Source organism: Pseudomonas sp. Ps21-P2 (assembly GCF_039672565.1).
Lineage (GTDB): Bacteria > Pseudomonadota > Gammaproteobacteria > Pseudomonadales > Pseudomonadaceae > Aquipseudomonas.
Window position 1 is genome coordinate 368185 of the sequence record NZ_JBDFPL010000002.1, and the last position, 23726, is coordinate 391910.

Below are 23726 nucleotides of genomic sequence, written 5' to 3' on the forward strand. Positions count from 1 at the left end.
TCCTTGAGCGGATGTGGCCGGATTATGGTGTGAGATTGATGCGGCGGCAAACCTGGAAAGAGGGCCTGGTTCTCATCTGCGCACAGAACGTCCGGCCGCAGCGTCGCGCCGTCTCAGCGAACCGCCTCAAACTCATGCCCGCAGGCCAGGCAATGGCTCAGCCATTCACCCAGAAACACGTTGAGCTGGGCCTTTTCATCGGGCTGGTGCATGTCGGCGTTGGGATAGGGATAGATGCCCTGAAAGCGGCGTGCATGTTCGGCGCCGATGACTTCGGCCATGCGGGCGTCGTGGTAGACCTGCACTTCGAGCACGGGCACCGGCAGCCACGGCAGGCTGTGTTCCTGGCGCACTTGCAGCGTGGTGGTGTACGGGCAATCGAGGATGACCTCGACCGCCAGCACGCCCAGCATCTGGTCGCCCTGGGTCACGGCGACCCGGCGGGAGCGTTGTTGATTGCGCATATCGGGCAGCAAACGCATCAAGCGCGCGTAGTTCGCCTCGCAGGCGGCTTGCAGCCCGGCGAGGTCGACACGGTAGCGCTCGCGCAGAAGATTCACGACCATAGCCCCCTTACTTCGGCGCGATTGAGCGCCAGCCATTGCATTGCAATAATAGTTGCGGCGTTAACGATGCGCCCGTCTTTGACGGCTTGCATCGCGTCGTCGAATGACCAGACCGAAACCCGGATGTCCTCGGCTTCTTCTACCAGCCCGTGCAGCCCACCTGCCCCCTCGCTGTCGCATTTGCCCAGGTACAGATGCACAAACTCGTTGCTGCCGCCCGGCGATGGAAAGTATTTGGTGATCGGCCAAAGGGCGTTGAACGTCAGCCCAGCTTCCTCTTGTCCCTCGCGGTGAGCAACCTCCTCGGGCTCCTCTTTTTTATCGATCAGTCCGGCGACCATTTCGATAAGCCAGGGGTTTTCATGCTTGCCGATGACGCCGACGCGGAACTGCTCGATGAGCACGACTTCATCGCGTTTCGCGTCGTAGGGCAGCACGCAGACCGCATCGTGGCGAACGAACAGTTCGCGCTTGATTTCCGGGCCCATGCCGCCCGCGAACAATTCGTGGCGCAACTGAAGACGGTCGAGCTGGTAAAACCCTTTGAAGCAGGTCTCACGGTGTTTAATTTCGTAATTCGTCGGCGTCGATCTGTTGCTATCCGTCATAGATTTCTCACTGCTTGAGCACTGTGTCCGGGCCCATCCTAACGCGCTGTGGTGCGGGATGCAGCCCTTTGAGTTCGCAAAACCGGTCACCGGGGTAGACGACTGCCGGGGAAAGCACTCTAATCCGCCCGATGGCGAACTGATTGCGCCACCTACAGTCGAAGGACGTTGCCGTTACCTCCCACGTGACGCCCCCTTATGCCGATGCCAAGGATCAACATGTCTTTTCTGAAGATCATTTCACTGGCCTGCGTGGCCCTGATTTTGGGCGCCTGCCAAAGCCTGTTCCAACCCAACCTGCGCAGTCCGCTGACCGTTCAGCGTGACGCCTCCGAGCTGATCAAGCCCGGCTGCACCACCGATGATTGCCCGCTGGTAAACATCGACACCGTGCATTTCCCCGATGAGCCGAAACTTGACGAGATCGTCCAGCGCACCCTGCTGCAACTGACCCGCAGCGACAGCGATGGTCCGGTGCCGCCAACGCTGAAGGCGTATCAGGAGCAATACCTGAGCCGCGCGCCGGCGCGCAACAGCAGCTACCTGCAGGCCAAAGTACGTGAGCAGCATGACGGAATCGTGGTCGTCGAGCTGTCCAGCTACGTTGATTCAGGCACTGGTCAGGGCAATCCGGGGCGGGCGTTCATCAACTATTCCCGCCAGCAGCAGCGCGTGCTGACACTAGCCGACATGCTGATCCCGGGTCAGGAAGCTGCATTCTGGGACAAGGCCCGCTTGGCGCATCAGGCCTGGCTGATCAGCAGCAAGCTGGACAAGGACACCGAGTTCCAGAACATGTGGCCTTTCAAGCAAACTTCCAACATTGCTCTGACGTACGGTGCGGTGATTCTCAAGTACCCGGTGACAACCATCGCCCCCTACGCCATGGGCCACATCGAGCTGAAGATTCCGTACCCGCAGCTGAACGGCATCATCAAGCCTGAGCTGTTTCCGGGTCGGAGCTGATCGGTAGAACCTGGGCCGGCGCTCGAAAAGGCGCCGGCTTTATCTTGTAACGCCCTCTCTTGCAAACGCCTCATTCAAATAACTCTTATACCTCGCCACTTCCTACATACACTTTCCCACCCGCAAATTAATACTTTAAACACATACACTTCCCGACCTCTCGAATATTAAACTTCTTGTTTATTGACGCAATCCTGACTTAATCATTAAGTTCCGCCCTGAACTTTTTGGAACTGTCAGGGAGACGGGATGCGCTTATGGAATATCCTGCCGTCATGGTTTGATATTGAAGACCGGCTAAGAGATGAAATCAACAGCAGAGGCCAAGGTCACTTCAGAAGTTATCTGAATGAACAGGCGCTTTCGATCGAACTTGTATTGCGTCGTGTCGACAACATCAGAACTGCTTTTTACCGCGCCGAATTTGAAGCCAGCGCATTACTGCGACAGCGATTCGCAGACCTCGACATATCCGAAGTGCTGTTTGATCTGATAGGCGTCGTCGGCGACATGGCGATGATCATTGTGGGGAGCGTCCTGGCCGGAGGCGCGATGGGTGCGGGGGTCGGCGCTCTGGCGGGAGGCATAGGCGCGGGGCCCGGCGCATTCGCTGGAATGGCGATCGGGTTGCAAGCCAGCAGCTGGATTCTCGGCGTGCTTGGGCTGGCATCGGTCGCCGAGTTTTTCGTAAAAGGCCTGCCTGCGCTGCTGGACCACTACGTGCGCGGTATCCAGGTCGCTTGGGACGGGGCCCAAGGCAACGATGGGCTAAACCCGATTTCACAGGACGACCCGTGGGTGGTCGACCAAGCGGCCCACCACATCGCCCGCGGGCACACGGAAGTGGTGATCCTGCTGCTCGGCGCGGTGGTTGAGTACCTGACCCGAGGGCGCGGCAACATGGCGCTACTCGCCGGTCAGATGCGCGCCAGCAGCAAAGGCGCGCGGCTGGCGCAGTGGATGGTCAAGCATGAAGAGGGGCTGAAAAAGCACCCTGGTCTACAGCCCGCCCAGCCTCGAACGGCGGACCCGATGACACCGGAAGCGCCGCCCGGCACGCATCGGGAAACCGATGAGCCAGGCGTGAAGAAACCGCTGGGCATGCCGGAATACAAGGTGCCATGCTTTAACGCGAGCAACCTGCACTACAGCAAAATTCCCGAGTTCGACCGGCAACTGGTGGGGCAGGAACGAGGGCTGAATGATCTGACCGTGGATGAGTATTTGCGGGGGCGGGAGGCGTTCAAGGCTGGGGATAAGGTTAGGGATCCGAGGGTGGGGAAACAGGCGCGCATGCAACTGAGTGACAGGCTTATAGACGATCTGATGAACGAGCTGAGAGCTCAAGGAATGCCCCTCGAACAAGCAAGCAGCGAAGCAGAGAGACTGGCCAATGAAAAAATGCGCACGCTAGCAGCTCTTCACAACCCGGATTTGTTCGCAGGTGGAAAGGACGTCATATCGGACTTCGGGGATAGGGGAGTTAATTCAAGTATCGGAGCTCAGTGGCGTGGTCGCATAGACAGATTAGACCAAGCTGTGATGAGTGTTAGCGCGGCGAATCGACACACTATTAAAGTAAACGCGACGCTAATTCGCTGTAAATAGGAGGTCATATGGAAGATTACTTTGCTTACTTTCTAAAAAGAATGGGACCATCTACCCACCGAAGAGAAGTGCCTCTCTCTACCGTTGAAAAATACAAAGATAAACTTCCATCAATGTTGATTTCTCATTGGGCAAGGTACGGTTGGAGCGGTTACGGTAACGGCATATTCTGGACGGTTAACCCTTCCGAGTACGCTACGCTGATCGCCGATTGGCTGGAGCATTCGGGAATTGAAGAGCCTTGTACATTTCACGTTATCGCGAGAAGCGCTTTTGGTGACTTGTATTTGTGGCAAGAGAAGACAGGGAGTCGACTGACGATTTGCGCAGCGTACGCACGTTATTTGTACAGCAAAGCTAATTCGCAAACTCGCGACCCAGACATCAGCGTGGAATCCTTCTTCGCGGCAAAAAAGCCAGAGAACAACGATTTTGAAGGGCTCTTCCAGGGGGCACTGAAAACACTTGGTCCACTACAACCCGACGAAATGTACGGCTTCGTCCCTGCTCTCGCACTCGGCGGCACAGCCGATTTGAGGCATCTGCAGCGGATTAAAACAATCGAGCATTTGACCTTCTTGTCCCAGCTTTCACCGCTGACGGACTGGGGATTTCCGGATCTCGATACCCTTTGATCACCCCACAAGACATGGGCTTAAGCCTTGACTCAGGATTACGACAGCGAGTCAGCCTAGAGCCATCTGCACCCAGACGAGCGATATCACATGGAAGAATATTACGAGTATTTCCTCGAGAAGCTGGGGCCAGCTTCGGGGCAAAGAGAGGTACCTCTCTCTTCGCTGAACAAATACGCAGATAAGCTCCCCGAACAACTACTGAAACAGTGGCGCGAATATGGCTGGAGCGGCTATGCCGAGGGGCTGTTCTGGACCGTTAATCCAGAGGAGTACCAGGAACTGGTTCGTGCATGGCTGGATGATTCGGGAATACCCGATGCCGGCTTTTATCACACCATCGCCAGAAGTGCTTTCGGCGATCTTTATCTTTGGCATGAGAAGACTGGGAATTGGCTGGACGTAACGGCCCCTTACGCACGCTTTCATAAAACCCAAGAGGTGGTGCGAAGCGATGAGTTCGACGACGAAATCGCGCTATTTTTTGCAAGTCGAGATCGGGAGTCCAATGATCTTGACGACCTCTTCCAACAAGCTTTAAAAAAACTCGGCCCGCTAAAGCCCGATGAAATGTACGGCTTCGTCCCAGCCCTCGCCCTCGGCGGCCCCGCCGATCTAAAGCATCTACAGAAGGTCAAAACCATCGAGCACCTCACTTTCCTGTCCCAGCTCGCACCGCTGACGGATTGGGGATTCCCGGACCTCGACTCGCTTTGAGTCGCCCGCCGGCATTGAGCCTGGTTTTTCTATTCCAGGCCCAGCCCGCTGAGTTAATGCCGCACATCGACCCCGAATGCAGGCGCCTGTCCGCGGGCCAATACCCACTGCAACACACCCGCCACAACGAGCGCTGGCAGCGTCGCGCCGATGTCCGGATACAGGTTCGCCAGCAGATGGTAAGTGCAGATCCCGCCGATCCAGGCCAGTAGCGTCATCGAGCGCAAGCCCGCTGTCGCGATGCCCTGACGGCGGCGGCGCAGGATGAAGTGATCCACCAGCACGACGCCGAATAGCGGTGCAAACACGGAAGCGATCATCAGCAGGAAGTTCTGGTACTGCGCCAGCGGCGCGAAGCAGGCGATCAGTGTGCAGATGACGCCAATGGCCAGCGCCAGGTGCTCGACTTTGGCCTTCAGCAGAAGGCCGCTCGACACGGCAGCGGAGTGAATGTCGGCGAACGCGTTTTCCGATTCGTCCAGCAGGATCAGCAACAACGGAATGCCCATCCCCGCACCCGCGAGCGCCAGCAACAGCGCATTGGCTTCACCACTCGGCGCGAAGGCCAGGGTGTACGCCACGCCAAGGGACATCAGCCAGAAATTGCCGATGAAGAAGCCCAGCGCTGTGCCGCCGAACACGCCGGCGGCGCGCTTGCCGAACCGCGAGTAGTCCGCAATCAGCGGCAGCCACGACAGCGGCATCGCGATAGCAATATCGAAACCCACGGCAAACGGCATCGAGCCATCTCCCGTCCGCGACCACAGGGCCGTCAAATCAGCCTTGCTGAACAGATTGAACGTCAGCCAGGCGCACGCGGCCAAGAGCAGCCAGATGCCCCATTTGCGCAGGATTTGCCGAACGAAGGCCAAAGGGCCACTCACCGCCAGCAAGGTCGCGAGGGCACCGAAGACGATTGTCCAGAGCATCGGGCTGGCCCAGAGGCTGCCTTCGGAAAAGGCGCCCGCGCCCAACAGGCTGGCGGCGTCGCGCATGACGATGATTTCGAACGAGCCCCAGCCCACCAGTTGCAGCAGATTGAGAATCGCCGGAACGCCTGCGCCTTTGCTGCCGAGGCTGAGCTTGAGCGCCGCCATCGATGACAGGCCGGTGTCACTGCCAATCACGCCAACCGCGGCGAGCAGCAAAACGCCCACCAGTGTGCCGAGCAGGATCGCCAGCATCGAGCCGGACATGCCCAATCCCGGCGCAAGCAACGCGCCGGTCTGCAGGACCATGAGGCCGATGCCGAGGGAAAACCACAGAGAGAACAGATCGCGCCCGCCAAAAACCCGCTTGGCAGCGGGCACGGGGGCGTCGGGTGAATAGGTGCCGGGTGTGTTCACTTTTGTGTCTCGCTGAAACTTATGGTTGATCGTACCCATGCTCTGCGTGGGCACGCATACCTGGATGCTCTGCGTCCTGAGTGACGCAGAGCGTCAGGGGCGGCATTACCACGCAGAGCGTGGGAACGATCGCGGCCTGCTTTTCCTTGCAGCTTGTGACTTGCCGCTTGCCGCTCAGACTTTCTTATAAAGCTGACTGCCTTCCTGCCTGAACCGCTCGGCCTGCTCGCGCATGCCTTCGTCCACCGACACGTCCACCGCACTGATCTTCTGGTTGGCGGCGTACTCGCGCACTTCCTGGGTGATCTTCATCGAGCAGAATTTCGGCCCGCACATGGAGCAGAAATGCGCGACCTTGGCGGAGTCTTTCGGCAGGGTCTCGTCGTGGTAGGCGCGCGCGGTGTCCGGGTCCAGTCCCAGGTTGAACTGGTCTTCCCAGCGAAATTCAAACCGCGCCTTGCTCAGTGCGTTATCGCGAATCTGCGCACCGGGATGACCCTTCGCGAGATCCGCTGCGTGGGCGGCGATCTTGTAGGTAATAATCCCGGTCTTGACGTCGTCCTTGTTCGGCAATCCCAAGTGTTCCTTGGGCGTGACGTAGCAGAGCATCGCGCAGCCAAACCAGCCGATCATGGCCGCGCCAATGCCCGACGTGATGTGGTCGTAACCCGGTGCGATGTCGGTGGTCAGCGGGCCGAGCGTATAGAACGGCGCCTCGTCGCAGCACTCCAGCTGCTTGTCCATGTTCTCTTTGATCAACTGCATCGGCACGTGGCCCGGGCCTTCGATCATGCATTGCACGTCGTGTTTCCAGGCGATCTTGGTCAGCTCGCCGAGGGTCTCCAGCTCGCCGAACTGCGCTTCGTCGTTGGCGTCGGCGATCGACCCCGGACGCAGGCCGTCGCCCAGGGAGAAGCTGACGTCATAGGCCTTCATGATTTCGCAGATGTCGTCGAAATGGGTGTAGAGGAAGTTTTCCTTGTGATGGGCCAGGCACCATTTGGCCATGATCGAACCGCCACGGCTGACGATCCCGGTCACGCGCTTGGCGGTCAGCGGCACGTAACGCAGCAGTACACCAGCGTGAATGGTGAAATAGTCGACGCCCTGCTCCGCCTGCTCGATCAGCGTGTCGCGGAACAGCTCCCACGTCAGGTCCTCGGCCGCGCCACCGACCTTTTCCAGCGCCTGATAGATCGGCACGGTGCCGATGGGCACCGGCGAATTGCGGATGATCCACTCGCGGGTTTCGTGAATGTGCTTGCCGGTGGACAGGTCCATGACCGTGTCCGAACCCCAGCGAATGCCCCAGGTCAGTTTCGCCACTTCTTCTTCGATGGACGAACCCAGCGCGCTGTTGCCGATGTTGCCGTTGATCTTCACCAGAAAGTTGCGCCCGATAATCATCGGCTCGAGCTCAACGTGGTTGATGTTGGCGGGGATGATCGCGCGACCGCGGGCGATTTCCTCGCGCACGAACTCAGGGGTGATCTCTTTCGGAATGCTCGCACCGAAGCTGTGGCCGGGGTGCTGCTGGGTGAGCAGACCAGCGGCGCGGGCCTCCTGTAGCTTCATGTTCTCGCGGATGGCGACGTATTCCATCTCGGCGGTGATGATGCCCTGACGCGCGTAGTGCATCTGGCTGACGTTGGCGCCCGCCTTTGCCCGACGCGGATTGCGCACATGGGCGAAACGCAGCCGGGTCAGTTCGGCATCGGCCAGGCGCTGCTGACCGAAGTTCGAGGTCAGCCCCGGCAGGCGTTCGGTGTCGGCACGGGACTCGATCCACGGCGAGCGCACGTCGGCCAGTCCTTTGCGCACGTCGATGATGACGTTGGGGTCAGTGTACGGGCCGGAGGTGTCGTACACGCAGACCGGTGCGTTGATCTCGCCGCCGATGTTTGTTCCAGAGCTCTTTGTTTCAGAGAAGGCCGTCGGCGTGACGTCCAGGCTGATCTCGCGCATGGGCACGCGGATGTCCGGACGCGAGCCCTGAACGTAGATTTTCTGCGAGCGGGTAAACGGTTGAACCGACCCCGAATCGACTTGGGCGGATTCACTCAGATTGGCGTTTTTTAGTGTTGTACTCATCACGGGCTCTCCAGGACATCATCCAGCAGCGGAATGAATTGTCGGAGTTTGAGCCTGATGGACACGGACGGATGCACCCTGAGACGGCATGGATGCTGAGAATCGAAAGGCGCGGACTGTTCAGAAAATGAACAAAGACGACCCCGGACGACACTCAAGAGGACTCGCCGGGAGACGAGAAATCTTGTTCCCTACGCAGGCGCTAACCTGATCAGGTTCAACGGGATCCGGATTATCCGATCTCAGCCTCATATCAAGGCACCCCGACAAGAACGGCGTCAGTCTAGTCGCGGCGCAGGCCAAACGCCAAGCGCGGAATTCAAACGCGCGTTAAATGGCTGATTTGCCCGATTGTTGTCCCTACCCGCTGGAACTACACTCGCTACGCGTCGCCAAAGCCATCTGGATCAGACGCAACGTCACCGTCTTCATACCGCTTGAATTACTAGGGAATGTCTATGCTGCGCAAACTTTCACTGGCCATTGCCGTGTCGTGTGCTTCGAATGCGATGGCCGGGGCAGCAGACATGCCGCTGCCGACCAGGACCGGTTTGGTCAGTGTGTATCAGGAAGCGGTCAACAATAACGCCGATCTCGCGGCAGCCCGCGCCAGCTATGACGCGCAAAAGGAAATCGTGCCTCAGGCACGCGCCGGTCTGTTGCCGAACATCTCCGGTGGCGCCGACATCAATGACACCCGCACCTCGATTGACCAACCCTCCGCCGTCATCAGCCGCAGCGGCACAGTTTATCGCGCGACCTTGAGTCAGCCGATCTTCCGTGCCGACCGCTGGTTCCAGCTCAAGGCTGCGAAGGACGTCAACGAGCAGGCGATCCTGCAGCTCTCGGCCACCGAGCAGAACCTGATTCTGCAAAGCGCCGAAGACTATTTTGCGGTGCTCCGCGCACAGGACAATCTGGCCTCGACCAAGGCAGAGGAAGCGGCGTTCAAGCGCCAGCTCGATCAGGCCAATGAACGCTTCGACGTCGGCCTGTCGGACAAGACCGACGTGCTGCAGGCCCAAGCCAGTTACGACACCGCCCGCGCTGCGCGGATCGTTGCCAAGCGCCAGGTGGACGATGCCTTTCAGGCGCTGATCACCCTGACCAACCGCGACTACAACTCCATTGAAGGCATCGTGCACACCCTGCCAGTGCTCGCACCGACGCCCAACGATGCGAAAGCCTGGGTCGACACGGCAACCCAGCAAAACCTGAATTTGCTGGCCAGCAACTACGCCGTCAGCGCCGCTGAAGAGACTTTGCGTCAGCGCAAGGCGGGCCACGCACCCACGGTCGATGCGGTGGCGCAGTACGAGAAAGGCGACAACGACCCACTGGGTTTCACCAACCCCAATTACACCGGTCAGAGCTTTCACGGCAGCGTCGAGCAACGCACCATCGGCCTGCAGGTGAACATCCCGATTTACAGCGGTGGGCTGACCAGCTCCCAGGTCCGCGAGGCTTACGCTCGTCTCGGTCAGAGCGAGCAGCAGCGTGAAGGACTGCGCCGCCAGGTGGTGGAAAACACCCGCAACCTGCACCGCGCGGTGAACACCGATGTCGAGCAGGTGCAGGCGCGCAAGCAGTCAATCATCTCCAACCAGAGCGCGCTGGAAGCCACGGAAATCGGTTATCAAGTGGGGACGCGCAACATCGTCGACGTGCTCGATGCACAGCGTCAGCTGTATGCGTCGGTGCGCGACTACAACAACACGCGTTACGACTACATCCTCGACAACCTGCGCCTGAAGCAGGCTGCCGGCACGCTGAGCCCGGGCGATCTGCAGGATCTTTCGCGCTTCCTGAAGGCCGACTACAACCCTGACAAAGACTTCCTGCCGCCGGATCTGGCGAAAGAAGCGGCGAAGAATTTTGAGCGGCCGACGGAGCGGTGAATGTCGCGCGGTCGCGTAGCTATTACTGCACTTGTGGGAGTGACCGGTGTGGCGCTCCACCTTGCTCACGAAGGCGGCGTTTCAGGCGCAATCAGCCCAACAACCGCCCAATCCCATCCAGCAACCTCTGCAACGCCCCCTGATTGGCCTTCATCACGGCCAATCCGGCATCGGCCATCGCCTTTGCTTTCTCGGGATGGTCGATCAACCCTCGCACTGCAGCGGCCAGTGCGGCCGAGTCACTGACCTCCTCCAACGCGCCGGCATTACGCAGCATCGTGGCGATTTCGAGGAAGTTGAACAGGTGCGGGCCGCTGAGAACGGGCTTATCCAGCGCCGCAGGCTCCAGCAGGTTATGGCCACCGTTGGGCACCAGGCTGCCGCCGACAAAGGCGATGTCGGCCAGCGCATACAGAAACAGCAGCTCCCCCATGGTGTCGCCCACCAGAACCGAGGTCTCCGGCGTTACCGGCTCGGCCGTCGAACGACGAACGCTGGCGAATCCTTGCTGCTGACTCAGCTCAAACACGCCATTGAACCGCTCGGGGTGACGGGGCACGAGGATCAACAGCGCGCCGGGATGGGTTTCCATTACCGTGCGATGGGCCGCCAACACCACCTCGTCTTCGCCCGCGTGGGTACTGGCGGCAATCCACACCGGACGCTGCAAGGTCTGCCATTGCTCACGCTGCTGAGCGGCACGCTCCAGCAATTGCGGATCAATGGTCAGGTCGAACTTGATCGAGCCCGTCACGGTGACGCACTCGGGCCGAGCGCCCAGGTCACGAAAGCGCTGGGCCTCGGTTTCGGTCTGCACGGCAATCAGGCTCATCTCTGCCAGCATCGGCCGAGTCAGCCCGGCGAAGCGTCCGTAGCCGCGAGCGGAACGCTCTGACAACCGCGCGTTCGCCAGCACCGTCGCAATGCCGCGCTTCGCACACTGATGAATGTGATTGGGCCACAGCTCGGTTTCCATGATCACGCCGATCTTCGGCTGGATGTGATCGAGAAAACGCCCGGCTGCCCACGGAAAGTCATAGGGCAAATAGCAATGCTGAACGCGCGGCTCGTTGGCGAACAGCGACTGAATGCGCTCGGAGCCGGTCGGCGTCATGCAGGTGATGGTGATCGGCAATTGCGGATAGCGGGCCAGCAAGGCGCGAATCATCGGCGCGGCGGCGATGCTCTCGCCCACCGACACGGCATGCACCCAGATTCCGCCGCGCTGCATGGCGGGCAAGCCCATGGCGAAGCGCTCGCCGACCCGTTTCGCGTAGGCCGGCGCCTTGCGCGAACGCAGCCACAAGCGCAGGGCGATCAATGGGAGGCCGAGGTGGAACAGGATGCTGTAGAGGGTTCTATTCATGGGCGCGGAGTTTATCAGCCAAACGCTGTCAGATTTCCATGGAGCTTCGCACATATCTTGCCCGGCGCATTTCGCCAGCCGCCCTCCCGCCAGCCCGCCAGCCCGAAAGGCGCCGGTTGTTCAGTACCGGGTAAGCCGCTTTAATGACGGCCATTGAAAAGGAGCTACATCATGTCTGCGTACTACCTGCTGGCCATCGCCATCTGTGCCGAGGTCATCGGCACTGTGTCCATGAAAGCCGTCAAAGGCCTGAGCACGCCGATTCCACTGCTGTTGGTAATCGTCGGCTACGCCATTGCGTTCTGGATGCTCACGCTGGTGGTGCGCACCATCCCGGTCGGCGTGGCATACGCCGTGTGGGCGGGCATGGGCATCGTCATGGTCAGCATCGCGGCGCTGTTTATTTACGGCCAGAAACTGGACTTGCCCGCCATCGCCGGCATGGGCCTGATCGTCGCGGGCGTCGTGGTCATCCAGCTGTTCTCGAAGACGGCCGGTCATTAAGGGGGTTACTGAAAAGTGCCTTCCCCTATAATGCCGGCATTCGTTTCGCCATTTGAGGTGCCCATGTCATCTGCTATTTCCACTGACGTCCTGATTGTCGGCGCGGGCGTTGCCGGTCTCTGGCTCAATGCGCGGCTGCGGCATCAGGGCTTTTCGACGGTGGTGGTGGAAAAGGCCAGCCTGGGTGGCGGCCAGACACTCAAATCCCAGGGGATCATCCACGGCGGCGCTAAATACGCCCTGCACGGCGCGCTGTCCGGTGCCTCCGAAGCGATCGCCGACATGCCACGTCGCTGGCGCGAAGCGCTCGCCGGCAAAGGCGAGCTGAACCTCTCAGGCGTACGCCTGCTGTCGGAAGCCCATTACCTGTGGTCGCCCGGCACCCTCGCCGGCAACCTCACCAGCTTCTTCGCCAGCAAGGCCGTGCGCGGGCGTGTTGATCAGGTCAAGGGCAGCGACCTGCCGCCTGCGCTCCAGGATCCGCGCTTCAAGGGCAAGGTGTACCGCCTGGCCGAGCTGGTCATCGACATTCCCAGTCTGGTGAAAAAACTGGCGGAGCTGGCGGGCGACAGTCTGCTTGCCGGCCAGGACATCCAGCCGCTGCGCAGTGACGGCGAACTGGTCGGTCTGCGCGTCGACGGCCGCGAGATCCATGCGCAGCGAGTGGTGCTCAGCGCCGGTGAAGGCATGGCTGATCTGCTCAAGGCGCTGAACGTCAGCCAGCCGGCCATGCAACGCCGCCCGCTGCACATGGTGCTGGTCAAAGGCCCGACGCTCAAACCGCTGTACGCCCACTGCCTGGGCGGCGGGCCGAAACCGCGCATCACCGTCACGACGCACCCGGCGGCTGACGGCCAGTGGGTCTGGTACCTGGGCGGCGACATTGCCGAAGCCGAAGGCGTTGCCCGCGACCCCGCCGAGCAGATCGCTGCCGCGAAAAAAGAGCTCGCCAATCTGCTGCCCTGGGTGGATCTCAGCCAGGCGCAGTTCGCCACCTTGCGCGTGGACCGCGCCGAGCCGCAGCAAAGCGGTCTGGTGCGCCCGGACAACGCCTTTGTCGACGTGCAGGGGCGCTTGCTGGTCGGCTGGCCCACCAAACTGGCGCTGGCCCCCGACTTCGCCGATCGCGTGCTGGCCTCGCTGTCCCGGGATGACATTCACCCCACACCGCAACCACCGCACACCGACTTCCCCAAGCCGCCCCTCGCCATTCCTGTCTGGGATCAACTGCTGCCATGAAGACCCTGCACGATCTGCATCGGCCGCTCGGCAGCCTCGGCATCAACGTCTCACCCTTGGGCCTGGGCACGGTAAAGCTGGGCCGCGATCAGGGCGTGAAGTACCCCAACGGCTTCACCATTCCCGACGACGTCGAAGCGCAGATGTTGCTGAAGCTGGCGCGGGATCTGGGCATCAACCTGATCGACACCGCCCCGGCGTACGGTCGCAGCGAAGAGCGCCTCGGCCCGCTGTTACGCGGGCAGCGCAAGGACTGGGTGATCGTCAGCAAGGTCGGCGAAGAATTCGAAGCGGGCCAGTCACGGCACGATTTCAGCGCCGCCCACACGCGCCTGTCCGTGGAGCGCAGCCTGCAGCGCCTGGAAACCGACTTCATCGATCTGGTGCTGGTGCATTCCGACGGCAACGATCTGCACGTGCTCAACGACTGCGCCGTCTACCAGACCCTGGCCGAGCTCAAGCGAGAAGGCAAGATTCGCGGGTTCGGGTTCTCCGGCAAGACCGTCGAAGGCGGTCTGCTGGCGCTGGAGGACGGCGACTGCGCGATGGTCACGTACAACCTCAACGAACAGGGCGAAAAGCCGGTCCTCGACTACGCTGCTGCACACGGCAAAGGGGTGCTGGTCAAAAAAGCGCTGGCCAGCGGGCACGTTTGCCTGAGCCCCGGTGTCGATCCTGTGCGTGCCAGTTTCGAGCTGCTGTTTGAACATCCCGGCGTCACCGGTGCTATCGTCGGCACCATCAATCCGCTGCATCTGGCCCATAACGTGGCAACCGCCGCTGCCGTGATCCGTCGTCAGCCCTGAGACAAACGGCCGACCCCAACGCAAGAAGGAGCCGATATGCCGCGAACCCTGATCCGAAAGAACCCCAGCAACTTCAAGACCCTGCCGTTATTTGTCGAAGCCACCCCGGAAAGCCTGACCTACCAGAGCATCGGGATGCCGCTGAATTTCACCCAGACCCTGGCACGGCGTCGCAAGATCGACGTGGAGGACAGCGAACGGTTTTCCACCGAACTGGCCAATCTCGGTGTCTCGGTGCGCCTGACCCTGCGCTGGCAGAACCGCGATTACTGGGTGCTGGTTCGCCAGCGCCGTCAGGACCGTGGCGATGTGGTGCTCAAGCTGATCTCCGGCTACGTTCCCGCCCACGAACTCAACCTGCCGTTGCACACGGCGGTTCAGGAAGTCGCCGAGGAATGCCTGATCGAGACGCCCCAAGGCTGGCTCGGCGGACGTTTCAACGACACTTGGCTGCCAGCGCCCTACGCGGCAGCGTTGCATTACCGCGAAGCGATGCCCTTTCGCCTCACGCCGCTTTCCGGCGCGGCACGCCCTGTACGTTGCGGCAGCCTGACCCTGATTGAGCGGCCCCGCGCTTACGTGCATTTGCCGACGGCGTCGTTGCAACTGATCTACGACATGCGCCTTGAAGTGCCGAAAGAGGCTCGCCCGCTGAGCCTGTTCCACGTCGATGAAAGCCTGGAGAACAACGAGCTGGTGGCGCGCCTCAATCGCAGCAAGCCGGATCTGTACCTGATGCCGCTGGAAAACGGCTCGCCCCTGCCCGAGCTGTACACCCTGAAGAAAGACAAGCTTTCGCCCGCCGGTACGCGCGGCCTTTATCTGGCCGAGAGCTTTGCCCCACAAGAAGGCTGGGTGGTACGCGAGGAGCGGATTCGCTGGAAGGACTGGCTGGTGCAGCAGGGCCTGACGCCGAAGAAAAAGCCCAAATCAGGTCTGACCAAGCTGCGGATCAAAGCGAGGCGGCTGGTCAGGCTGGTGCGCAGCGGCCTGCACAAGTAGGCCGCCACTCAGCTCTTTTCAGTGAGGCGTTTGTCACGCCAGGTGCGCAGCCGGGCGAAGAAGTGGAAATAGCGGTTCTCACGCTTGCCCATCCCGCGCTTCGGCGAGAACGACTCTTCAGCGAAGGCGCCGGTGATGCGCACTCGCGAGGCGGTGGTTGGCAGCGTGCAAACGCGGGCGTCGGCCTCAAGCAGGGCGTACTTGAGCAAACGCTCCGAGTGCAGCTTGCGGCCCGTCACTTCGCAGAACTCGAAGATGCGCTCCACCCGTTTGCCATAGGCGCGGTAGACGTCGCGGCCGCAAATGGCGAAACGATCGTTCAGCCCGCCCCACCACTGCCAGTCCGGAATATAGGCGTTCAGCCGCCGTGCCTGTGGCGAATGAAAGACATAACCCGGCAGCGGCGAATGGAAGAAGTTGTCCGGGCGCACGAACACCACGAAGTCCGGATCGAACGACTCCATCATGCCCGTGACCGTGTGCAGGGAATTGAGCTGATAGATCAGGTTGCGCAGGGAGACATGCTCGTCGCCCCAGGTGTCGCCCATCGCCTTGACCCGCTCGAAATCCCAGCGATCCAGCACGCCGTCCGTGGACTCGAGAACCCCCGTCATCGACTGGAAAACGTCGTAGTTCTGCGCCTTCAGCTCCCCCTTCTCCGCCGAGCGCTGGTTATGCACTTCGTCGATCTTGTAGAGGTGGTAGAAGCATTTGACGTTGCTGCCCTTGGGCAACGGGCCAAGGACGTTTTCCTCAATGGAAGGAAAACAGATTTCCGAGTTGCGCGGGATACCAAAAAACGCGACCGCAATGTTCAGCACTGACAAACTCTCCGGGATCGATGGCGATGCGCCTGGACATGCGCGCTCAAGCGGCGGACGGCCTCGTTCATTTACGAAACAACAGCGTGCGCCACCAACTCCGGGGCTTGAGGGCGATCACTTCGACGTCGGCGTCGAGCAGCCAGTTGCGCTCATAGTCCCAGGCGTGGCCGCCCCAGAGCTTGCCGGCTTCGTTGGAAAAACCGAGGGTCATGAGCCTGTAGCGGTAACCGGCATGAGCGCGCAGCCAGTCGAGCAGCACCAGCACGTTGAAACCCGTGGAAGGACCGACGAAGCGCTTGCCGTTGGGACGATCGACCGGGTAACGCTCGGCCAGGGCCGGCAACGGAATGCGGTCCCAATACAGCGCAACCTCAGGCAGCGGGCACAGCGGCACGGCGCATCCCACCAGCAGCGTGAAGCAACGCGAGCCCGGTTGGGCAGTGAACTTCTGTACGTCATCGGTTGAAGGCAGGCCAAAGAAGTAACGGTCTGGCGCGTTGAAGCCGTGCACGAACAGGTTGACGCTTTCAGGCTTTAGCAGGGCGGCCTTGATGCACAGATTGAAGCTGACCACCACATCGTCGGCGCCCACCCCCAAGGCATCGAAATCGGCTGGGGTGATGGCTGGATTGTTGGCGATCAGGATGACCCGTGCAGCGTTCGCCAGGCACTGGCGCAGTGCAGCGGGAAGCGCGCCGAACACGTCCTGATCGGCGCCCGGCAATACAAGGGGTTCCTTCGGCGCGGTACGGTCGTGGTCCGACGGCAACGTCATCAGGCCCGCACCTGCATGCCATGGCGCCACTTGACCCAGGCACGGGTCAGCGCCGACGGACGTTGCCACGGGCGCATCGGCCTCTGAATTTCATCGGCCAGATCGCGGCCCACGCGGGCAAAGGCATAGCGCTCTTCGGCGAATTTTTGGCCTTCGCTGGCGATGCGCGCGGCAAGCTCGGGATCACTCTGCAGCAGGCGGATCTTCTCGACGGCTTCGTCTTCGGAGCGGTAGAACATGACGTTTCGCCCCTCTTCGAACCCCAGCAGCTCGTCCTCTTCACCCTGGCTCCATGCGAGCAGCACGCAGCCGCAGGCCATGGCTTCGAAATTCTTGATCATGAACTCGCCCATGCCGATGTCGGCACTGACGAAAATCCTGATGCGATTAAGCGTTTCAAGGTATTCGGCGCCAGAGGCCGTGCGCGTCACCAGCATGCCAGCGCGCTGCGCGAGGTTTTCCACCAGTTGCTTGCGCTGGGAATACTCGCGGCTTTTCAGGCTGCCCAGGAAGCCCACCGGAATGTCTCGGGGTTGACCGAGATTGCGCAGCATTTCCTGGTCGTAGCCCTTGGACACGAACACCGCATCAAGGCCTTCGCCGCGCATGCGCCGCGCAACCACCGCACCGGAAACCAGTGCGCGACTCCACGGCAGCTGCCGGTACAAGCGTGAATACATGCCGTGGTATTTGCTGGCGCTCATGTAGTTCTGATACGCATCGTGCTCAAGAAAGATCAGCCCCGGAATGCACTTGAGCACCGCGCGCTGGCGAGCAAGCCGTTTGACCCGGGAGAAAATCACCACCCGGTCGTAGCGCTGATAGTCGACCGAGGCCAGAAACGGCCCGAGATTCAGCTGCTGTTGCTTGCTCAGGCGAAAGATGACGCAGTCGTCACAATGCTGCCGCACGGTGTCGTACAAACCGTCCAGTATGACGCGCTGTTCATCCATCACCAGTAACATGACTTTCATACGTTCATATACCGAACTGCGAATACAAAAATGGCAGCGGCAAGGGGTGCCACTCTGCGCTGCGGGCGTCGGATCAGTCCTGACTGCGGATCTTGTCGACGATGGCTGTCGTCGAGCTGTTGGCAACCAGTCCCAGCACTTTCACGGTGCCGCCATAAGAGCCGACGATGTCGGCGCCGACGACTTGGTCAACCGAGTAGTCCCCGCCCTTCACCAGCACGTCCGGACGCACATGGGTCAGCAGGTTTTCCGGGGTGCCTTCGGGGAAGCTGATGACCCAGTCCACGGCGCCCAGACCGGCCAGCACGGCCATGCGTCGATCAACGCTGTTGATCGGGCGGCCCGGGCCTTTCAGGCGACTCACCGACGCGTCGTCGTTGACCGCCACGATCAGCCGATCGCCCTGGGCGCGAGCCTGTTCCAGGTAGGTGACATGGCCGGCGTGGAGAATGTCGAAGCAGCCGTTGGTGAAGACGATGGTTTCGTTGTGGGCACGGGCGTCGTCGATGGCCAGCAGCAGCTGATCGAGGGTCAGCACGCCGCGCTCGGAACCTTCGGCGCGCTGGATGGCGCGACGCAACTCGGGAGCGCTGATCGCGGCAGTGCCGAGCTTGCCCACGACGATGCCCGCCGCAAGGTTCGCCAGCGCGACCGCGTGCGGCAACTCCTCACCCGCCGCAATGGCCGCTGCCAGGGTGGAAATGACCGTATCCCCAGCCCCCGTCACGTCGAAGACTTCCCGCGCGCGGGCCGGAAGGTGCAGCGTTGGCTGATCCGGACGCAGCAGGGTCATGCCGTGTTCGCCACGGGTGACCAGCAACGCCCCCAGATCGAGGTCCTTCATCAGCGCCGCGCCTTTGGCGACCAGCTCTGCCTCGTCGACGCAATGGCCGACGATGGCTTCAAATTCACTGAGATTGGGGGTAATCAGGCTGGCGCCACGGTAGATCGCGAAGTCTTTACCCTTGGGGTCGGCGAGCACGGGAATGCCACGGTCCCGGGCTGCCTTGATCAGCACTTGATGATTCTTCAGCGCGCCTTTGCCGTAGTCGGACAGGACCAGCACCTTGATACCGTCGAGCAAGGCATCGACCTCGCGGCTCAGGGCCTCGGGGTCAGTGGCAAAGGGTTCTTCGAAGTCGATGCGCAGGAGCTGTTGATGCCGGCTCATGACGCGCAATTTGACGATGGTGGGCTGATGGGCGATGCGCTGGAAGCTGGCGATCACGCCAGCGGCCTTGAGGCTGTTGCTCAGGCTGTCGGCGGCTTCGTCGGTGCCCGTCACGCCGACCAGGGACGCCTTGGCGCCCAGCGCAGCAATGTTCAACGCCACGTTGGCGGCACCGCCCGGACGGTCTTCGATCTGGTCGACTTTGACCACCGGCACCGGTGCTTCAGGGGAGATTCTGGAAGTGCCACCGTGCCAGTAGCGGTCGAGCATGACATCGCCGACAACTAACACTTGAGCCTGATCAAAACGCGGCATGGACAACTTCATCGAACAACCCGTGGCAGAAATGGACAAGGACGGAATCTTAGCACAGCGATCAGCGCTGGCTGGCCGGTTGGCCTCGAATCCCTTAGTGCTTCAAACAGCGCTTCAGATGGCGCTTTAACTGGTGCAACGATGGCGCATCGACTGTTGCAGCTATGGGCGCGGAAAGCGGCGAACCCAGAACACCTCGTGACGGCGCACGGCCTTGCGGAAGAATTCGTCGTCTCCCGTCAGCGGCCATTCGCGACCGGCCAGCCAGCGTTGAATCTGCCGGCGCAGGCGCCTTTTCAATGGCAGCGGCCCTTGAAGGTCATGCTGCATCGCCAGAGCCATGGCCTTATCCAGTTGCACGTCCGAGCTGAGCGACGTACTCCAGAGCTGATCCACTGAAGGCGCCTCTACAAACGGCGGCAGCGCGACGCCTTTACCGGCCAGCCCCATGGGCCAGCGGTCGTTGTCGTGCAGGTGGTTGGCGTAGAACAGCGCCACCTCGGGGGTGTGCGCGCTTCTGCTCACCGCCTCATATAACGCTTGGGTCGTGGCGATGTGGTCAGCGTGGGGGTCGAGTTCCGGGTGCGGCATGACAATGACGTCCGGCCGGTAAGCGTCGAGCAGCGCCGCGAGATCGGCCACCAGATTATTCCAGGTCGGCGCGCCGTCCTGATCACCCGGCAACGGCAAAGGATTGTGCTGCCGCGCACTGCGGATGTCGGTCTCTGAGGAGTCGCGAGAACCAAACGGCTGATCCGGCGACTGGGCCATGGCCGGCAGTTGCAGGCAGTAATAGCCCAGTTGCACGCACCGGCTCTGGGGCACACCGCCCCACAGCGGAATCGCCAGGCTGTCCCAGGTACGCAGACGCCCCTTGAGCCGGGCAGCATCGGCGCGGTTCAGCCCCAGTTGTTCGTAGCGTTCGGCCTCGATTTCGCCCTGGGTCACCGTAACGATGCTGCAATCCGCCGCCTGGCTGTACAGGCCAAAGGCTGCCAGTTCGGCGTCGTCGGCGTGGGGCGCGAGGATCATCAACCGTTGCTGGCGGTAATCCGGGTTGCTCAGCACGAACAACCGCCCGGCATTGGCGATGCGGCAGAAGCCGCCTTTGAGGCGCAATGTGCTGTCCGCGACGACGTCCCGCTGGCCGGTGAGGTTCACGTAGCGACGCCCGGCAAACCCTCGCTCGAAATCTTGACGGTCGTCGCCTGCCAACACGTAGGGGTCCAGCCAGCGACCGAGCCAGCTGCTGCGCAGGTCGAGCTCCAGCAGCAGGGTTTCGCCTTCGCCCAGTGGCTCGCTCAGTTGCAGCATGCCGTTGACGACAGAAACAGGCTGCGCCTGGGCCGCGTCAGGAAACTGGTAGTGGTAATCGCTCTTGGGCGAATAAAACAGATGGTCGGAGAACCAGGCTTCGTGGGCGATCCAGGCGGCGACGATCAGCAACGGCACCAGCCACCACGCGACCCAGATGCCAATGCCGATCAGCAGCACCAGACCGATGATCAGCGCCAGACGCTTGTTGCGCCGATGTCGTTTCAGAAGCTGCTGCTTGCGCCCGGACATGTCATCCAACCTTGTAGACAGGCACCGTCTGGCACCAGCGGTCTTTGTATTCGCGATCGGAGCGGCCGAAGGAGTAGCGCAAAGGCTTGTTCACCGCCCTCGCGTCAGCCCAGGCGTTCTGGGTGTTGACGAAGCTCAGCACGCTGCCGGCGCTCAATGCCTGATGGGCCGGATCGACACCGCCGTTGATGTATTCCACCGACACCCAGTGTGGCGACTCGACCCTGTACAGCACCTGAGCGGCAATGGGTTTGCCTTCCAGCAGGATCATCGAGCCGGTCATGAACTCGCGCATCAGCTCGAACACCTTGGCCAGATGATCCTTGCCCGGCACGTCGAAGCCCCAGCGCGCATGAAACAGGCTGGAGTAAATGCGGGCTTGTTCCTCGGACGTGAAATCCAGCATCGGCTGTACGACCCCGCCCGCCTCCTCAAGCAAACGCTGTTCACGGCGCTGGTTGTAGCGGAATTTCTTGGAATAGTCCTCAGGCGCGCGGGCGATCGCCAGGCTCTCGGCTTGCGGCTTGAGGGTGTTGATCTGACCGGCGTTCAACTCCGACACGTAACTCATGCGCTGGCGTACCGGCACTGTCACGCCGGGCGCAATCGGCAGAATGATCTCTGCATTGCCCAGATCGAACACCCGCCGATTACGCTGCTTGAGTACCTTCTTGGCCAGCGCCAGATCCCGGCCCCAGCAGGCCACCGCAGCAACGATGTTGCCGTCTTGCAGCCAACCCAGATACCGAACCGGAATGTCAGCCAGCCCGGCCAGGCGCTCGATCACGTGCGGGTGCGTGGCAACGCTGCCGCCGAACTGCTGCCACGCGGTGGCGTAGGTGGTCGCATCAATCGGGGTCCAGCCTCGCTCACGCCATGCGCGCAAGTGACTCAGCATGCATCGACTGCCCGATCGATTTCGACTGGCTCGTCTTCTTCGAACTGTTTGGCATGCAGGCGCGTGTAGTAGCCGTTCTGCGCCAGCAGCTCGGCATGGGAGCCGCGCTCGACAATGCGGCCTTCGTCCATGACCAGAATGACGTCGGCTTTTTCGATGGTGGTCAGGCGGTGGGCGATCACCAGCGTGGTGCGGCCCTGCATGACCTTCTCCAGGGCTTTCTGGATATGGCGCTCGGACTCGGTATCCAGCGCCGAGGTCGCTTCGTCGAGAATCAGCAGCGGCGCGTTTTTCAGCAGCGCGCGGGCAATCGCCAAACGCTGGCGCTGGCCCCCGGACAGCAGCACGCCGTTCTCGCCGACGAGGGTCTGGTACTGCTGAGGCAACTTGTCGATGAACTCGTCCGAGTAGGCATCGGCCGAGGCTTTCTTGATCTCTTCCAGCGGCACGCCCGCCAGATCGCCATACGCGATGTTGTTGGCGATGGTGTCGTTGAACAGCGTGACGTTCTGGTTCACCAGCGCGATCTGACGACGCAGGCTGCGCAGGGTGTAATCCTGAGTTTCGACGCCATCGAGAAGAATCTGGCCCTGCACGTGATCGTAGAAGCGCGGAATCAGGCTCGCCAACGTGGATTTGCCGCTGCCGGAGCGGCCCACCAGCGCGACCATCTGGCCGGCTTCGGCGACAAAACTCACGTCGTTGAGCACGCGCTTTTCCGTGCCTGGGTAGGTGAACGTGAGGTTTTTGACCTCCAGACGGCCTGAAACCTTGTCGCGCTCTACGGTGCCCAAGTCCTGCTCGGTCTGCTCATCCAGTTGCTCGAAGATGCTCTCCGCACCGGCGACGCCTTTCTGGATGGTGGAACTGACTTCGGACAACTGACGGATCGGCTTGGGCAGCAGGCCGGCCATGGTGATGTAGGCCACCAGATCGCCCGCCGACGAGTCGCCGCGCAGATAAAGGACAAGGAACATCACGATGGCCATGCCGCTGTAGGTCACCAATTGCAGCATCGGCGTGTAAACCGCACCGGTCTTGGTCATCGCCAACTGCTTTTTTGTATTGCTGCGGCTGGCCTTTTCGAAGCGCGCCTTTTCGTAATCTTCGCCGCCAAAGCTGCGGACCACGCGATAGCCATGAATGGTTTCAGACGCGACGTGGGTGACGTCGCCCATGGCCACCTGAATCTTCTTGCTCTGCTTGCGAAACTTCTTGCTGGTGCTGTTCACCATGACCGCAATGAGCGGCAGTATCGCCAGCATCACCAAGGTCAGTTTCCAGTTCATCCACAGCAGCGCGCCAAACAGAAAGATAACCGTCATGCCTTCGCGAATCACCACCTTGATTGCGTCGGTGGCAGCGCCGGTGACCATGGTCACGTTGAAGGTGATGCGCGAGATCAGGTGCCCTGAGTTACTGTTGTCGAAGAAGCGGTTGGGCAGCGTGAGCAATTTGTTGAACAGCACGACGCGCAGGTCATGCACCAGCCCGAGGGAAACGCGGGCCAGGAAGAAGTTGCCTAAATAAGAGCCGGCGCCCTGCCAGGCCGCGATCAGAACGATCATCAGCGGCACCGCCTGCAGCAATTGCAGGTGACCAATATAAGGGTTGCCGGGGAACAGGCTGGCTTCGGGATTGGCCAGGCCATCGACGAAGTATTTGAGGATGTAAGCGAGCATCGGCTGGGTGGACGCAAAGATAAGAAAGCCGACAATGCTCAAGCAGAAAAGGCCGATGTACGGCCGCACATAGGTCAATAGACGAAAGTAAATCGCCAGGGTCGTTTTAGCTTGAGGATCAGGACTGCTCATGGGAATCCGCACGAAAAAATTAGGCGGGCATGGTAGC

21 protein-coding genes and 1 riboswitch are annotated in these 23726 nt (G+C 61.0%); of the genes, 9 read left to right on the top strand and 12 right to left on the bottom strand.

Features of this window, described 5'->3' with window-relative positions; translation table 11 throughout:
• Positions 1-113: 113 nt before the first annotated feature.
• On the bottom strand, positions 114-566 hold the full coding sequence (locus tag ABEH28_RS05560) for a DUF1249 domain-containing protein (RefSeq protein WP_065987826.1): 453 nt from the start codon (positions 564-566) through the stop codon (positions 114-116).
• Positions 557-1174 carry an NUDIX domain-containing protein gene (locus tag ABEH28_RS05565; protein ID WP_192171113.1) on the bottom strand — a complete coding sequence of 206 codons (618 nt, stop codon included), beginning with the start codon at positions 1172-1174 and terminating at the stop codon, positions 557-559. Before ABEH28_RS05565 ends, ABEH28_RS05560 begins: the two co-directional genes overlap by 10 nt.
• 219 nt (positions 1175-1393) lie before the next feature.
• Here ABEH28_RS05565 and ABEH28_RS05570 point away from each other — a divergent pair, with 219 nt between their 5' ends.
• The 4 genes from ABEH28_RS05570 to ABEH28_RS05585 all read left to right on the top strand — a co-directional run bounded on the left by ABEH28_RS05570 (position 1394) and on the right by ABEH28_RS05585 (position 5100).
• A complete protein-coding gene (locus ABEH28_RS05570; RefSeq protein ID WP_192171114.1) occupies positions 1394-2140 on the top strand; it encodes an RsiV family protein in 747 nt (248 codons plus the stop codon).
• Between the two features lie 249 nt (positions 2141-2389).
• The gene (locus ABEH28_RS05575) at positions 2390-3748 is read left to right on the top strand and encodes a DUF6861 domain-containing protein (protein WP_346629346.1); all 1359 of its coding nucleotides are present in this window, start codon (positions 2390-2392) and stop codon (positions 3746-3748) included.
• A gap of 8 nt (positions 3749-3756) precedes the next feature.
• Positions 3757-4383: a GAD-like domain-containing protein gene (locus tag ABEH28_RS05580; protein WP_192171116.1), complete on the top strand. Its 627-nt coding sequence runs from the start codon at positions 3757-3759 to the stop codon at positions 4381-4383.
• A gap of 90 nt (positions 4384-4473) precedes the next feature.
• Positions 4474-5100, top strand: coding sequence for a GAD-like domain-containing protein (locus ABEH28_RS05585; protein WP_346629347.1), 627 nt, complete (start codon positions 4474-4476; stop codon positions 5098-5100).
• 53 nt (positions 5101-5153) lie between these two features.
• Here ABEH28_RS05585 and cytX read toward each other — a convergent pair whose 3' ends face one another.
• Both cytX and thiC read right to left on the bottom strand, forming a co-directional pair.
• On the bottom strand, positions 5154-6485 hold the full coding sequence (cytX, locus tag ABEH28_RS05590; protein WP_346629348.1) for a putative hydroxymethylpyrimidine transporter CytX: 1332 nt from the start codon (positions 6483-6485) through the stop codon (positions 5154-5156).
• A gap of 135 nt (positions 6486-6620) precedes the next feature.
• Positions 6621-8537, bottom strand: a complete 1917-nt coding sequence (gene thiC, locus ABEH28_RS05595) for a phosphomethylpyrimidine synthase ThiC (RefSeq protein WP_346629349.1) — start codon at positions 8535-8537, stop codon at positions 6621-6623.
• A gap of 171 nt (positions 8538-8708) precedes the next feature.
• Positions 8709-8813: riboswitch (TPP riboswitch) on the bottom strand.
• Positions 8814-8995: 182 nt separating this feature from the next.
• Between thiC and ABEH28_RS05600 the strand changes: the two genes are divergently transcribed.
• On the top strand, positions 8996-10435 hold the full coding sequence (locus ABEH28_RS05600; RefSeq protein ID WP_192171120.1) for a TolC family outer membrane protein: 1440 nt from the start codon (positions 8996-8998) through the stop codon (positions 10433-10435).
• A gap of 91 nt (positions 10436-10526) precedes the next feature.
• Here the strand turns inward: ABEH28_RS05600 and waaA are convergent, their stop codons facing one another.
• Complete coding sequence (gene waaA / locus ABEH28_RS05605; protein WP_192171121.1) at positions 10527-11801, bottom strand: lipid IV(A) 3-deoxy-D-manno-octulosonic acid transferase; 1275 nt, start codon at positions 11799-11801, stop codon at positions 10527-10529.
• A gap of 171 nt (positions 11802-11972) precedes the next feature.
• Between waaA and ABEH28_RS05610 the strand changes: the two genes are divergently transcribed.
• The 4 genes from ABEH28_RS05610 (at position 11973) to ABEH28_RS05625 (ending at position 15352) form a co-directional block, all read left to right on the top strand.
• A complete protein-coding gene (locus ABEH28_RS05610; RefSeq protein ID WP_133774590.1) occupies positions 11973-12305 on the top strand; it encodes an SMR family transporter in 333 nt (110 codons plus the stop codon).
• 63 nt (positions 12306-12368) lie between these two features.
• Entirely contained in the window at positions 12369-13544 is a 1176-nt protein-coding gene (locus ABEH28_RS05615; protein WP_192171122.1) for an FAD-dependent oxidoreductase, read from the top strand.
• Entirely contained in the window at positions 13541-14350 is an 810-nt protein-coding gene (locus ABEH28_RS05620) for an aldo/keto reductase (RefSeq protein ID WP_192171123.1), read from the top strand. The genes ABEH28_RS05615 and ABEH28_RS05620 overlap by 4 nt, the downstream gene beginning before the upstream one ends.
• A 36-nt stretch (positions 14351-14386) precedes the next feature.
• Complete coding sequence (locus tag ABEH28_RS05625; RefSeq protein ID WP_192171124.1) at positions 14387-15352, top strand: metal ABC transporter ATPase; 966 nt, start codon at positions 14387-14389, stop codon at positions 15350-15352.
• Between the two features lie 8 nt (positions 15353-15360).
• Here the strand turns inward: ABEH28_RS05625 and ABEH28_RS05630 are convergent, their stop codons facing one another.
• The 7 genes from ABEH28_RS05630 to msbA all read right to left on the bottom strand — a co-directional run bounded on the left by ABEH28_RS05630 (position 15361) and on the right by msbA (position 23689).
• Positions 15361-16173 (bottom strand): hypothetical protein, encoded by an 813-nt coding sequence (locus ABEH28_RS05630; protein ID WP_192171125.1) that lies wholly within the window; start codon positions 16171-16173, stop codon positions 15361-15363.
• A 67-nt stretch (positions 16174-16240) separates the two neighbouring features.
• Positions 16241-16951: a hypothetical protein gene (locus ABEH28_RS05635; RefSeq protein ID WP_192171126.1), complete on the bottom strand. Its 711-nt coding sequence runs from the start codon at positions 16949-16951 to the stop codon at positions 16241-16243.
• Positions 16951-17925 (bottom strand): glycosyltransferase, encoded by a 975-nt coding sequence (locus ABEH28_RS05640; RefSeq protein ID WP_192171127.1) that lies wholly within the window; start codon positions 17923-17925, stop codon positions 16951-16953. The genes ABEH28_RS05635 and ABEH28_RS05640 overlap by 1 nt, the downstream gene beginning before the upstream one ends.
• Positions 17926-17998: 73 nt before the next feature.
• Entirely contained in the window at positions 17999-19423 is a 1425-nt protein-coding gene (gene hldE, locus ABEH28_RS05645) for a bifunctional D-glycero-beta-D-manno-heptose-7-phosphate kinase/D-glycero-beta-D-manno-heptose 1-phosphate adenylyltransferase HldE (protein WP_192171128.1), read from the bottom strand.
• Positions 19424-19573: 150 nt separating this feature from the next.
• Positions 19574-20977 (bottom strand): PIG-L family deacetylase, encoded by a 1404-nt coding sequence (locus ABEH28_RS05650; protein WP_346629350.1) that lies wholly within the window; start codon positions 20975-20977, stop codon positions 19574-19576.
• Between the two features lies 1 nt (position 20978).
• On the bottom strand, positions 20979-21875 hold the full coding sequence (locus tag ABEH28_RS05655) for a GNAT family N-acetyltransferase (protein WP_346629351.1): 897 nt from the start codon (positions 21873-21875) through the stop codon (positions 20979-20981).
• The gene (gene msbA / locus ABEH28_RS05660; protein WP_192171131.1) at positions 21869-23689 is read right to left on the bottom strand and encodes a lipid A export permease/ATP-binding protein MsbA; all 1821 of its coding nucleotides are present in this window, start codon (positions 23687-23689) and stop codon (positions 21869-21871) included. Before msbA ends, ABEH28_RS05655 begins: the two co-directional genes overlap by 7 nt.
• Positions 23690-23726: the final 37 nt, after the last annotated feature.